Origin of the sequence: Achromobacter spanius (genome assembly GCF_003994415.1) — a bacterium.
GTDB classification, from domain to species: Bacteria; Pseudomonadota; Gammaproteobacteria; order Burkholderiales; family Burkholderiaceae_B; genus Achromobacter; species Achromobacter spanius_C.
On record NZ_CP034689.1, the window covers coordinates 3,732,662 to 3,745,373 of the forward strand.

11 protein-coding genes are annotated in these 12,712 nt (G+C 66.5%); 3 read left to right on the plus strand and 8 right to left on the minus strand.

Annotated features, from left to right (window positions below):
• The first annotated feature begins 42 nt into the window (after positions 1 to 42).
• Positions 43 to 1,029, plus strand: coding sequence for a tripartite tricarboxylate transporter substrate binding protein (locus ELS24_RS16980; protein WP_050446671.1), 987 nt, complete (start codon positions 43 to 45; stop codon positions 1,027 to 1,029).
• Between the two features lie 168 nt (positions 1,030 to 1,197).
• Entirely contained in the window at positions 1,198 to 1,884 is a 687-nt protein-coding gene (locus tag ELS24_RS16985; RefSeq protein ID WP_050446672.1) for a GntR family transcriptional regulator, read from the plus strand.
• 13 nt (positions 1,885 to 1,897) lie between these two features.
• Here ELS24_RS16985 and ELS24_RS16990 read toward each other — a convergent pair whose 3' ends face one another.
• Complete coding sequence (locus ELS24_RS16990; RefSeq protein WP_127184789.1) at positions 1,898 to 2,779, minus strand: LysR family transcriptional regulator; 882 nt, start codon at positions 2,777 to 2,779, stop codon at positions 1,898 to 1,900.
• Positions 2,780 to 2,917: 138 nt separating this feature from the next.
• On the opposite strand from ELS24_RS16990, the gene ELS24_RS16995 reads away from it, so the two are divergent.
• Positions 2,918 to 4,438 (plus strand): MFS transporter, encoded by a 1,521-nt coding sequence (locus ELS24_RS16995; RefSeq protein ID WP_127184790.1) that lies wholly within the window; start codon positions 2,918 to 2,920, stop codon positions 4,436 to 4,438.
• 14 nt (positions 4,439 to 4,452) lie between these two features.
• Here the strand turns inward: ELS24_RS16995 and ELS24_RS17000 are convergent, their stop codons facing one another.
• The 7 genes from ELS24_RS17000 to ELS24_RS17030 all read right to left on the minus strand — a co-directional run bounded on the left by ELS24_RS17000 (position 4,453) and on the right by ELS24_RS17030 (position 12,711).
• Positions 4,453 to 5,736, minus strand: a complete 1,284-nt coding sequence (locus ELS24_RS17000; protein ID WP_127184791.1) for a cystathionine gamma-synthase family protein — start codon at positions 5,734 to 5,736, stop codon at positions 4,453 to 4,455.
• A gap of 68 nt (positions 5,737 to 5,804) precedes the next feature.
• Positions 5,805 to 6,830 (minus strand): response regulator, encoded by a 1,026-nt coding sequence (locus ELS24_RS17005; protein WP_050446676.1) that lies wholly within the window; start codon positions 6,828 to 6,830, stop codon positions 5,805 to 5,807.
• Between the two features lie 33 nt (positions 6,831 to 6,863).
• Positions 6,864 to 7,874 (minus strand): chemotaxis response regulator protein-glutamate methylesterase, encoded by a 1,011-nt coding sequence (locus tag ELS24_RS17010; RefSeq protein ID WP_050446677.1) that lies wholly within the window; start codon positions 7,872 to 7,874, stop codon positions 6,864 to 6,866.
• On the minus strand, positions 7,871 to 10,189 hold the full coding sequence (locus tag ELS24_RS17015; RefSeq protein WP_127184792.1) for a hybrid sensor histidine kinase/response regulator: 2,319 nt from the start codon (positions 10,187 to 10,189) through the stop codon (positions 7,871 to 7,873). The genes ELS24_RS17010 and ELS24_RS17015 overlap by 4 nt, the downstream gene beginning before the upstream one ends.
• Positions 10,186 to 10,851, minus strand: a complete 666-nt coding sequence (locus ELS24_RS17020; RefSeq protein WP_127184793.1) for a chemotaxis protein CheW — start codon at positions 10,849 to 10,851, stop codon at positions 10,186 to 10,188. Before ELS24_RS17020 ends, ELS24_RS17015 begins: the two co-directional genes overlap by 4 nt.
• Entirely contained in the window at positions 10,844 to 12,184 is a 1,341-nt protein-coding gene (locus tag ELS24_RS17025; RefSeq protein WP_127184794.1) for a CheR family methyltransferase, read from the minus strand. Before ELS24_RS17025 ends, ELS24_RS17020 begins: the two co-directional genes overlap by 8 nt.
• A complete protein-coding gene (locus ELS24_RS17030; protein ID WP_127184795.1) occupies positions 12,181 to 12,711 on the minus strand; it encodes a chemotaxis protein CheW in 531 nt (176 codons plus the stop codon). Before ELS24_RS17030 ends, ELS24_RS17025 begins: the two co-directional genes overlap by 4 nt.
• Position 12,712 lies beyond the last annotated feature (1 nt).

A 12,712-nucleotide genomic window follows, 5' to 3' on the forward strand; every position in this document is an offset into this window, starting at 1 on the left:
TTCCACACACACAACAAACCACAACACCACTGGAGACAACCCATGCTGAAGATGCCCAAGCGCCGCGCCTGCCTGGCCGCACTGCTGCTTGCCACCACCGGCGCCGCCTTGCCGCTGGCCGCCAACGCGCAAACCGACTTTCCCACCAAGCCCATCACGCTGATCGTGCCCTTCCCGGCCGGCGGCTCCACCGACCGCCACCTGCGCATCGTGGCGCAGGACGCCTCCAAATACCTGGGTCAGCAGGTCATCGTGGAAAACCGGCCCGGCGCGGGCGGCACCCTGGGCCCGGCCACCATGGCGCGCACCGCCAAGCCCGACGGCTACACCATCAGCCTGTACACGCTGGCCATGCTGCGCATGCCGTACATGCAGAAAAGCAGCTGGGATCCCATCAACGACTTCAGCTTCATCATCGGCTTGTCGGGCTACACCTTCGGCTTCACGGTGCGTTCGGACTCGCCGTACAAGACCTTCAACGAATACATCGAGGCCGCTCGCAAGGCGCCGGGCACCATCGACTACGGCTCCACCGGCGTGGGTTCGTCGCCGCACCTGCTGATTGAAGAAATCGCCCTAAATTCCAAGGTCAAGCTGAACCACGTGCCGTTCAAGGGCAACGCCGACATGCAGCAGGCGCTGTTGGGCGGCCACGTCATGGCGCAAAGCGACGCCACCGGCTGGGACCAGTTCGTGGACTCCGGCAAGATGCGCTTGTTGGTCACTTTCGGCGAAAAGCGCACCACGCGCTGGCCCGACGTGCCCACCGCGCAAGAGCTCGGCTACAAGGTGGTGTCGACCTCGCCGTATGGCCTGGCCGGCCCCAAGGGCATGGACCCGGCCGTCGTGAAAACGCTGCATGACGCCTTCAAGAAGGCGCTGTTCGACAAAGCCAGCATGGACGTCATGAAGCAACTGAACCAGGAACCCGCGTACCGCAACAGCGCGGACTACAAGGCCTGGGCGCAAGCCACGTTCGTGAAAGAGAAGGACCTGATCGAATACCTGGGCTTGATGGCGAAGGATTGATCATAGGTCGGCAAGAGCCCTGATACAGGGCCAAAAAAGCCGGACGGGACCGCAGATTTTCTTTGCATGCTACGTTTGTATGCAAAAAATGTCTGCCTTTCCTGTCCGGCTTTTTGATAGACTGGCTGCCCGATTGTTTTACCCTCCGGCCCGCCGCAGCCGCGCCCCATGACCCAGGAAGTTCCGCTAGACCCCAGCGCCGACGATATTGCCCGCGAAGTGGCCGCCGCCATCGTGGCGCACAAGCTTCCGCCGGGTACGCGCTTGCGCGAAGAAGCGCTGGCGCGGGTCTACAAGGTCAGCCGCACCAAGATCCGCGCGGCGTTGCTGATGCTGTCCAAGGACAAGCTGATCAACATCGTTCCCGACAAGGGCGCGTTTGTCAGCAAGCCGGACGCCAACGAAGCGCGCGAAGTCTATGCCGTGCGCCGCATCCTGGAAGCCGCGCTGGCCAAGGAATTCGTGGCGCGCGCCACCGCCGCCGACTACCGCCGTATTGACGCCCACCTGGCCGAGGAACGGCTGGCGGTGCAAGCCGGCGACGTGCAAAAGCGCAACTATCTGCTGGGGCATTTCCACATTCTGCTGGCCGAAGCCGTGGGCAATTCGGTGCTGACGGGCATGCTGCGCGAACTGTCCGCGCGCAGCGCCGTGATCACCGTGCTGTACCAAAGCTCGCATGACGCCAGTTGCTCGTCGCAAGAGCACCACGCTTTCATCGAGGCCGCGCGCGCGGGCGACACCGAACGCGCTTGCGCGCTGATGGACGAACACCTGGAACACGTACAGACCGCGCTGAATTTCACCGAAGACGGCACGGGTGGCGGAGACTTGGTCACGGCGCTGCTTAGCTGAGGCCGTACTCCTTTCACCCCGCAGTCGTCCCACCCAGCATCTGCCCCATGCGCTGCTGTAGCCAAAGCTCGGTCGTGCTTAACGACGCGCCTTGCAGCCACAAGGTACGCACCGACAACATCGGCAAGGACAAGCCTGTGCACGGCACCCGCGTCAGCGTTCTGCGAAAGCTTTCGTATTCGGCGATGTTCAACGGCAGGATCGCCCAGCCCAGTTCGTCGGCCACCATGCCGGCAATGCTGTAGAAGCTGTCCGTGCGCCAAACGGTGGGGCTCAGCACCACCTCTTCCACGCCTTCCATCTGCATGACCAGTTGCCGGTAACGCGCCAGGTCGCTGCGCGTGACCTCGGCCAGGGCCGCCAGCGGATGGCCCGACGCCACGAACACCGCCTGCGCCACATGGCCCAGATAACGGTGCGCGAAGGCGCTGCCGGGGTCGCCCCGGTCGAAGTGGAACGCAATGCTGGCGCGACCCTGCTGCACGTAGTCGGCCACCTCGGTCGCGGTGCCGTTCAACTGCGTGAGTTCCAGGGCGGGAAAGCGCTCAGCCACTTCCACCATCAGCGCGCCCAGCACCTGGTACGGCAGCGCTTCGTCCAGCGCGATCGACAGTCGCGCGTCCTGCCCCGCCGCGAAAGACAAGGCCCGCTGATCCAGCCCGCCCGCCTGCCGCAGCAGTTCACGCGCCTCTTGCAGCATCACTTCGCCAGCGGGCGTCAGCGTAGCGTTGCGCCGCGAGCGGTCGAACAATTCCACGCCCAGGTCGGCCTCCAACAGGCCCACCGAGGTACTGACGGCGGACTGCGCGCGGCCCAGCGCACGCGCCGCGGCAGAAAAGGAACCGGCATCCGCCGCTGCCACGAAATGCCGAAGTTGATCCAAGGTCCATTGCATGTCGCCCTCCGTAATTCATCTATTTTATAGATGGAATCAAACTTTTTACGGCAAATAAACAGATAGATAATGCCGGCCTTGCACTCGTAGCGCCGCCGAAACCGCGCGGCCGGGTGTGGTTTAACCAGGAGTAGAACTATGCAGCGGACTCATTCGAACGCTGTCGCCACGGCCGACCCGCGCCGTTGGCTGGTGCTGGGCATTGTGTCCATTGCCTTGTTGTTGATCGTGGTGGACATGACGGTGCTGTACACCGCCCTGCCCCGGCTCACGCACGAGCTGGGCGTGACCGCGTCTGAAAAATTGTGGATCGTGAACGTGTACGGCTTGGTCGTATCCGGCCTGCTGCTGGGCATGGGCACGCTGGGTGACCGGCTGGGCCACAAGCGCCTGTTCATGATGGGCTTGGTCGTCTTCGGCGTGGCCTCGCTGGCCGCCGCCTATTCGCCGGGCGCGGCGTCCTTGATTGCGGCGCGCGTGCTGCTGGCGGTGGGCGCGGCCATGATGATGCCGGCCACCTTGTCCATCATCCGCCTGACGTTCGCCCAGGAACGCGAGCGCGCCGTGGCCATCGGCATCTGGGCGTCGGTGGCCTCCGGCGGCGCGGCGCTGGGGCCGGTGGTGGGCGGCGTGCTGCTGGAGCATTTCTGGTGGGGCTCGGTGTTCCTGATCAACGTGCCCATCGTGCTGCTTGCGCTGCCGTTGGCCTGGCGCTGCATTCCCGCCAGCCGCGCCGCCGCCGCCCGCCCCTGGGACCTGATGGGCTCCTTGCAGGTCATGGCGGGTTTGATCCTGTGCGCCTACGCGCTGAAAGAACTGGGCCGCGCCACCACCTCGTGGCTGCATGCCGGACTGGCTTGCGCGGCCGGGGTCACCATCTTGACCTTGTTCGTGCGCCGCCAGCGTCGCCGCCCATATCCGCTGATCGACTTCGCCATTTTCCGCAACGCCACCTTCAGTTCGGGCGTAGCCGCCGCACTGTTCGCGGGCGCCGCGCTTTTGGGGCTGGAACTGGTGTTCAGCCAGCGCCTGCAACTGGTGCTGGGCATGTCGCCGATTCAGGCCGCGCTGTTCATCCTGCCGCTGCCGCTTGCCGCCTTCGTGGCGGGGCCGCTGGCGGGCTGGCTGCTGGCCTATATGCGTGGCCCGCGCCTGATGTTCCTGGCGCTGGCCGTGTCGGCCGCGGGCATGGGCGCTTACCTGCTGTGCTATGACGGCGCCATCCTGCCGCAAATGCTCAGCCTGAGCGTGCTGGGCCTGGGCATCGGCGCGACCATGACGGCGGCGTCCAGCTCCATCATGCAAAGCGCCACACCGGAACGCGCCGGCATGGCGGCGTCGATTGAAGAGGTGTCCTACGAATTGGGCGGCGCGCTAGGCGTGACGCTGATGGGGTCGATCCTGTCGGGCGTGTATGCCAACACGCTGGACGTGCCCCCTGCCCTGGCCGCTGCGCCCGCGTTGCGTGACAGCTTGGACGAGGCGCTGATCGTGGCGGAAGGCCTGCCGACGGACCTGGCGGCCACCTTGACGCACTTGGCCAAGACCGCGTTCGACACCGGCTATGCCGCCGTGATCGCCACCGCCACCGTCATGCTGCTGGCCACCGCCGCGTTCGTGCTGCTGAACCGCACGCGCCGGCAGCCGGCCCGGGGCTGAGCGAGGCACTCCCGTCACCGAATCCGAAAAGCGTGGTCCATATCGGCGATCAAATCTTCTTCGTGCTCCAGCCCGATCGAAATCCGGATCAGCCCCTCCGACACGCCCGCCGCCGCGCGCTCCTCGGCCGGCACGCCGGAATGCGTGGTGGACGCCGGGTGGCACACCAGCGATTCCGTGCCGCCCAGGCTGACCGCCGACTTGAACAGATGCAGCGCGTTGATGAAGCGGAACGCCCGCTCGCGGCCGCCCTCAAGTACGAAGGCGAAGGTGGAGCCGGGGCCGGTGCACTGGCGCTTATAGACCTCTTGGTAGGCGCGGTCAGCGATCATCTCCGGATGATAGATAACGACCTTCTCATACGGATTGCCGGCCAGCCATTGCGCCACCTTGGTGGCCGTGCGCGCCGCCTGCTTCATGCGCAGCACCACCGTTTCCATCGACCGCGTGATCATCCAGCACGAATGCGGGTCCAGTTGCGAGCCGAACGCGCTGCGAATGGCGCGCACCTTCTTGATCAGGTCCTTGCTGCCCGTGACGGCGCCCGCCACCAGGTCGCTGTGGCCGCCCACGTACTTCGTCAGCGAATACACGCACAGGTCCACGCCATGGTCGGCCGGCTTTTGAAAAATAGGCCCCAGCAGCGTGTTGTCGCACACTGATACGGGGCGATAGCCGTGGCGCGTTTCAAAGGCATCCAGCTCGTTCTTCATGCCTTCGAAATCGATCAGCGCGTTGGTGGGGTTGGCCGGCGTTTCCACGTAAAGCACGCGCACCGGCCCCTTGGCCGCCGCCTCCTCCAGCGCCGCGCGCATGGCCTGGGGCGACAGGCCGTCGCGGATGGCGTGCGAGCCGATGCCCCATTCCGGAAACACCTTGGCAATCAGCGTCTCGGTGCCGCCATACAGGGGCAGTGACTGCACCAACTGATCGCCGGGGCGCAAGAACGCCATCAGCACGGCGCTGATGGCGGCCATGCCGCTGGCCGTGACCGCCGCCGCCTCGGACCCATCCAGCAAGGCCAGCCGGTCTTCCACGATTTCCAGATTGGGATGATTGAAGCGGCTGTAGACCAGCCCGGCGGATTCGCCCTGCGGCAAGGGCTTGCGGCCCGACACCACATCAAAGAAGGCCGCGCCGTCCTCGGCGGACCGGAACGCGAAGGTGGACGTCAAGAAAACAGGCGGCTTGACCGCGCCTTCGGACAGAAAGGGGTCATAGCCATAGGACATCATCTGCGTTTCCGCATGCAGCGGGCGTCCAAAAATATCCTTCTTGTGATAAGTCGAATACGTCATGGTGTGCCTCTTACTCTGGGATTCCCGCCGACCGGGCAGGCGCGTCTCGCATGTTGCGACGATAACGCCTATTCGTCCGCCTGCAACTGGCCGGGCACGACGCGGTTGCGGCCGTGGTGCTTGGCTTGGTAGAGGCCACGGTCGGCCGCCCGGATCAAGTCGGTGCAGGGCTGGTCGTCAGTGGGAATGGCCGTGGCCGTGCCGATGCTGACGGTCAGCCAGGGTCCCGAGCCCAGATCCTTTTGCGGAATCTGCATGGCCTCGACCGCGCGGCGCAGCTTTTCGGCCGCCAGGCGCGCGCTGCCACCCGGCGTGCCAGGCAGCACCAGCGCGAACTCTTCGCCACCAAAGCGGGCCGCCAGGTCGGTGGAACGGTCGCAACTGGCGAAGATGGTGTTGGCCACGCGCTTGAGCGCTTCGTCGCCGGCGATGTGGCCGTAGGTGTCGTTGTAGGCCTTGAAGTGGTCCACGTCGATCATCAACATGCTGATCTCGCGGCTGTCGCGGCGCGCACGCTGCCATTCGGCAGTGAGGTATTCATCGAAGTAGCGGCGGTTGCCCAGGCCCGTCAAGCCATCGGAATTGGTCAGCCGCCGCAGTTCCATATTGCTTTCCAGCAACTGCTGCTGGCTTTGGCGCAGCGCCTGGTAGGCCTCGTCGCGCTGCACCAGCGCCAGGTACGAGCGCGAGTGGTAACGGATGCGCGCCACCAGTTCGATGGAGTCCGGCAGCTTCACCAGATAATCGTTGGCGCCCGACGAAAACGCCGCGCTCTTGATGGCGGCGTCTTCCTTGGTGGACAGCACGATGATGGGAATGTCGCGCGTGACCGGATGAGTGCGGTATTCCTTTACCAGGCTCAAGCCGTCCACGCCGGGCAGCACCAGGTCTTGCAGGATGACGGTGGGCCGCGTCTGAATGGCCACGGTCAGCGCTTTGTGAGGGTCCGAGCAATAGTGGAAATCGATATTGCCCTCCACCACCAGCGCGCGCCGGATCGCTTCGGCCACCATGACCTGATCGTCAACCAGCAGCACCATGGCCGCGTGGGCGTTCAAATCCGCCGAGCCGGCGCTATCTATGGGAGGGTGCATCGCTATTCCTTGATGTCTTGCAATGTTGGGCGCTCAGGCCAAGGCCTGGATCACGCGCGGCGCGATCTGGTCCAACGGTTTGATTTCCACCGCTGCCTGCAGGGCGGCCGCCGCCTTGGGCATGCCGTATACGGCACTGGTGGCCTGGTCTTGCGCAATGGTGAGACAGCCGCGTTCGCGCATGGCCTTCAGGCCGCGCGCGCCGTCCTGGCCCATGCCGGTCAGCAGCACGCCCACGGCAGTGCCGCGCCAGTGCTGCGCCACGCTATGAAAGAACACGTCGATGGACGGCCGGTACAGGCTTTCCTTGGGATCCGGGGTGTAACGCAGGGTGCCGTCGGCCAGCAGATGCAGGTGGTCGTCGGTGCCCGCCAGCAGGACCTGGCCCGGCAAGGGGCGTTCGCCTTCGCGCACCAAGCGCACGGGCAATAGCACCTGGTCGTTCAACCAGTCGGCCATGCCCGCGGCAAACGACGCATCCACATGCTGCACCAGCACAATGCCGGCGGGAAAATCCAGCGGCACGTCGCGCAGCAACTGGGCCAGCGTGGCCGGGCCGCCCGCCGATGCGCCGATGACCAGCAGCCGCTGCGCATCGGCGCGGGGGGCAGCCTTGGGCACGGGGGTCAAGTTGGGCCGGCTGCCGTAGCGACCGATCAGCCAGCCTATGTTGCGTATCTTGCGCAGCAAGGGCGCGGCGGCGGTGCGCAGATCGCCCCCGCCCACCACGGGCGTATCGACCGCGTCCAGCGCGCCGTGGCCCATGGCGTCGAACACCCGCGCGGTGTGGCGGGCCACGTCCACGGTAACCACCACAATGGCGCACGGCGACTCGGCCATGATGCGGCGCGTGGCTTCCACCCCATCCATGACGGGCATGATCAGGTCCATCAGCACCACGTCGGGCCGGTCGCGCGCGCACTGGGCCACGGCCTCTTCGCCGTTGGACGCCACCCATGCCACTTCCAGCCCGGGTTCCAGCGCGATGGCGCGCCGCAGGGTTTCAACCGCTATTTGCAGATCGTTGACGATGCCGATTCTCACGTCAGTGCCTTCCCGATCAGGTCTTCGACGGCGTCCAGCAACGCGTCGTCATGGAAACTTCCCTTGGCCAAATAGTAGTCAGCGCCGGCGTCCAGCCCGCGCCGCCGGTCTTCCTCGCGATCTTTGTACGACACCACCATCACCGGCACGCCTTGCAGCTTGGCGTCGGCCTTGATGCGCGACACCAGTTCGATGCCGTCCATGCGCGGCATGTCCACATCGGTCACGACCAAATCAAAATCCTCGCTGCGCAGCATGTTCCAGCCATCCATGCCGTCGACCGCCACGGCCACCTCAAAGCCCCGGTTCACCAGCAGCTTGCGTTCCAGTTCGCGCACGGTCAGGGAATCGTCCACCACCAGCACGCGCTTGCGGCGGCGCGTCTGGGCAACCTGGCCCGCGCCGTCCACCCGCGTCAGGCGGCCGGCTTCGATCAGCTTCTGCACCGACAGCAGCATGTCTTCCACGTCCAGAATCAACAGCGGCGTGCCGTCGTCCATCAAGGCGCCCGCCATCACGTCCTGCACCTTGCCCAGCCGGGGGTCCAGCGGCTGCACCACCAGCGTGCGCTCGCCCACGTAGCGGTCCACGGCGATGCCGTAGCGCTTGTCGTGATCGCCCACCACCACCACCGCCACGGATTCCGTCGCGGGCGCGGGCTCGCCGCCTCGCAGGATCTGCCGCGCCGACACCAGGCCCACCTGCCGGTCCATGAACCGAAAGTGCTGGTGGCCTTCCAACTGTTCAATGTCTTCCCTGCGCACCTGCAAGGCATGGCTGACGTAGGCCAGCGGGAACGCATAGATGGCGCCCTGCACCTCAACCAACAAGCTGCGCACCACCGACAGCGACAAGGGCATTTCCAGCACGAAGCGCGTGCCCTGCCCGCTGGTCTGATGAATGCGCACCGCGCCGCGCAACTGGCGCACCATGGTCTGCACCACGTCCAGGCCCACCCCGCGCCCGGATATCTCGGTCACTTCGCCGCGCGTGCTGAAGCCGGACAGGAACAGGAATTCCAGCAGCTCGGCTTCGCTCAGGCGCGCTGCCGTGTCAGCCGTGGTCAGCTTGCGCTGCACGACTTCCCCGCGCAACCGGTCCAAGGAAATGCCCGCGCCGTCGTCGCTCAGTTCCACCACCAGCATGCCGGCGGAATGCCGCGCCGACAGCTTGATCAGGCCTTCCGGGGGCTTGCCGGCGTCTAGCCGATCCATCGGCATTTCAATGCCGTGGTCCACCGCGTTGCGCAGCAGATGCATCAGCGGCGCGTCCAGCTTTTCCAGAATGTCGCGGTCCACTTGCGTGGTGTCGCCCTCGATTTCCAGCCGCACCTGCTTGCCCAGCGATCGGCCCAGGTCGCGCACCATGCGCGGCATGCCGCCCACGCCGTCGGCAAACGGTCGCATGCGGCAAGCCAGCGCGGTGTCGTACAGGCGTTGGGCCAGATGGCTCATGCGCCAGCCAAACTCATCCACTTCATTGGTGCGCTGGGTCAGTTCCTGCTGGCATTGCTCGACGATGCGCTGGGCGTCGTCCAGCGCTGCCTGCACGCGCGCGTCCACATACTGGCCCGCCAGCGCGCCGCGCACGCCATCCAGTGCCTGCGCAGCGCCCGCCTGCAAACGCCGCAAGCGCAGCATGGACGCGCCGAAGGGGCCAACCCAGTGCGACTCCACCAGCGTCTCGCTGGACAGGCCCAGCAATTTGTTCAGCGTGTCGGCGGTGACGCGCAACACGCGCTCGCCTTCGAAGATGCCTTGATCGGAACTGCGGCGTGCGGTCGGCGGAGCGGGAGATGTGGGGGTGGGCGCCGAGGTCGGCGTCGGCGTATCCTCGATGCGCACGATGGGCGGCAGGAAGTCCGACGGCCTGGGCGGTCGCGCCAGCGCAAAGGCTGATGCGGACACGGCGGGCGTGGCGGGTGCCTTGGGTGCCGCGCACGCATTGCTCAGGCGCACCACCAGGTCATCGATCTCGCCGCCCAGTTCCGCGCCGGGCGTCGCCACCCGCTGCAGCAGGTCGGTACCCAGCAGCAAGGCGTCGATATCGTCCGCCTGCAAGCGCAGCCGCCCTTCCTGCGCGGCCACCAGGCAGTCTTCCATGGCGTGCGCAATACGCACGGCGGGGTGCAGATCCACAATACGGGCCGCCCCCTTGAGCGAATGCGCCGCGCGCATGCAGGCTTCAAGCTGGGCCGCCGAGGTGGGGTCGTGCTCCAGCGCCAGCAGGCCGTTGTTCAGCACCTGCACCTGCGTGCGGGTTTCAAGCTGGAACAGCTCTAGCAAAGAGGCGTCGCGCATTTCGTCGGGGTTCACGCCAGGCTCCGTTCCAAAGCTTGCATCAGCAGGGTTTCGTCCAGCACGCCCACGCTGCGGCCGCCGCACTGCGCCACGCCGCGCGAATACTTCAGGCTGGCGCCCTCTACGGTGGACGGCAGCGGTTCCAGTTGGTCCAGGTTGACGGCATGGATACCTTCAACCTCGTCCACGGGCAGCACCACGGCCCGGCCCGCGCCACCGAATATCAGCATGCGCGCCGCGCCGGGGCGGTCGCGCGTGTCGTCCGACGCGCCGTGCAAGCCCAGCAGACGCGCCACCGACACACATACGGTCAAGGTGCCGCGCACATTGGTCACGCCCAGCACCGCCGGGTCGCGGCGATGCGGCAGCGCCAGAATCTGGCGGCTGGCGGCCACTTCGTCCAACGCCCGTGTCGGCAGCGCCAGCCATTCGCCGCCGACGCGAAACACCAGCAGCGAAGACAAGCGAACATCTTGCCGGATCTGGGCAATATCGCTGTCAGACGAATCCAGCTGTGGCGGCAGCCGGTCCAGAATGCGTTTGGCGGCGGCCGCATAGACCGGGCAGTTGCGGCAATGCACGTGCGCGGGCAATTGCTCGCAGCTTTTGTCGCCGCGGATACCGATGCGGTTCCAGCAGTCGTCAACGTCGGACAAGCGCGCGGGGGACTCAATCACGTCGTGCCTCCTGTCGCGCGGCACGCGCCTGCAGGCGGCGCGCGCCTTCGATGTCACCGGAGGACGCAATCAAGGCGGCCAGATGCAGCAGCGCCTCGCGGTGGGTGGGGTCCAGATACAGCGCCTTGCGGTACGACGCTTGCGCCTGGCTTGCGTCGCCCGCCGCGTCTTGCAGCAGGCCCAGCAGATGCAGCGCATCGGCGCTGACGCCGTGCAGGTCTATGTGCGCGCGGCATTGCGCCAGCGCATCCTGCACGCGCCCGCGATCCGCCATCTGCGCAATCTGGCGCAGAGATGCCGTGGCGCTGGTGCTGCCCGTGGGCATGGCGCAATCGCCCCTTGCCGCGCTGTGGTCGCCATGGCCAGGCGCAGGGGCAATGGCCGCATGCGCCAAGGGCAGGCGCGCTGCCGGCGCCTGCGCCACGGGCCGCCGGGGCGGCGACCAGGCATGCACGATGGGGGCAGCCCCATTGGCCCCCATCGACCCGGCTGTGCCCCAGGCCCGCATGGGGGGTTCGGGTGGCGGTGGCAAGGGCTGCGCGCGAAATGCAAATGCCCGCGCGATTGGCAGCGCGGGCAGGCGGCGTTGCGTCAACAAGCTGGTTTCCGCCGGCCCCACAAAGACCAGGCCGTCGTCGCGCGCAAAGCGACGCAGCACCTGCACGGCACGTTCCTGGGTCGGCCCGTCAAAGTAGATCAGCAAGTTGCGGCAGAACACAAAGTCATAGGGTGCGGCGCCCGCCAGCAGGTCGCCGTCGAACAGATTGCCGTGTTGAAAACGGACCCGTTCGCGGACCTGCGGGTTCAGTTGATGGCCCTCGGCCGTTTCAACAAAGTGGCGGTCGCGATAGGCCAGGTCGCCGCCACGAAAGGCGTTGCGGCCATACACGGCACGCTGCGCGAACTGCACCATGCGCTCGCTGATGTCCACGGCGTCCACCTGAAAACGCGCGGCCGGCACGCCCGCATCCAGCAAGGCCATGGCGATGGAGTACGGCTCTTCGCCGCTGGCGCACGGCACGCTCAATATCCGCAGCACCCGGCTGTCCGGCACCCCGGGCGCGAACAAGCGTTCACGCGCCAGGCCGGCCATGGCCGTTTGCGATTCCGGATACCGAAAGAACCAGGTCTCGGGCACGATCACGGCTTCGATCAGCTGCTGCATCTCGTCGGCCGCCATGTGCAGCCGACGCAGAAAGTCGTGTTCGTCCGCCACGCCCACGGCGTTCATGCGGTGGCGCACGGCGCGTTCAACGGCGGCCTTGCCGATGGAGCCGCTGTCCAGCCCCATCTTGCGCTTGAGCAAGGCGCTGAACTCATCGATCAGCATCATGGCCGGACCTCGCGCGCGTGGCTCGCCGGGTACAGCATCGCCCGCACGGGCGGCGCCAGCAGGTCGTTCACGCCCACGGCCTGCACCATGCCGTGGGCGTCGTTCAGCACCGGCCCCAGGTAGCGCGCATCCGGGTTGTCCAGGCCAGCGGGCTGGAAGGCGGTCGGGTCGTAATGCACGGTTTCCGTCGCCTGTTCCAGAATAAGCCCCAGCACCTGCTCGGCCGCGTCGGCCCGGTAATGCACCAGCGCCAAACGGGTGCTGGTGACCCGGGCGGCGGCATCCTGGCCCGCCAGCGCGCTCATGTCGATCACGGGCACGGGCCTACCGCGCCAATGCAGCATGCCCGCCACCCACGACGGCGCGCCGGGCACCTGCTTCAGCACGCGCAAGCCCAGCACCTCGATCACCTCGCCCGCGTCCAGCGCATAGCGGTCGCCGCCGATGCGAAACAGCAGGTACAAGCGCCGCGCGGCGGCTGCCGCATTCAGGCCGCCGGGATGGAGGGATGGGGCAAGTTGCGCCATG

Coding starts and splice junctions, on each gene's coding strand:
- ELS24_RS16995 (WP_127184790.1), top strand. CDS start 2,918: ATGCAGCGGACTCATTCGAACGCTGTCGCCACGGCCGACCCGCGCCGT.
- ELS24_RS17005 (WP_050446676.1), bottom strand. CDS start 6,830: ATGCACCCTCCCATAGATAGCGCCGGCTCGGCGGATTTGAACGCCCAC.
- ELS24_RS16980 (WP_050446671.1), top strand. CDS start 43: ATGCTGAAGATGCCCAAGCGCCGCGCCTGCCTGGCCGCACTGCTGCTT.
- ELS24_RS17000 (WP_127184791.1), bottom strand. CDS start 5,736: ATGACGTATTCGACTTATCACAAGAAGGATATTTTTGGACGCCCGCTG.
- ELS24_RS16990 (WP_127184789.1), bottom strand. CDS start 2,779: ATGCAATGGACCTTGGATCAACTTCGGCATTTCGTGGCAGCGGCGGAT.
- ELS24_RS17030 (WP_127184795.1), bottom strand. CDS start 12,711: ATGGCGCAACTTGCCCCATCCCTCCATCCCGGCGGCCTGAATGCGGCA.
- ELS24_RS17025 (WP_127184794.1), bottom strand. CDS start 12,184: ATGATGCTGATCGATGAGTTCAGCGCCTTGCTCAAGCGCAAGATGGGG.
- ELS24_RS16985 (WP_050446672.1), top strand. CDS start 1,198: ATGACCCAGGAAGTTCCGCTAGACCCCAGCGCCGACGATATTGCCCGC.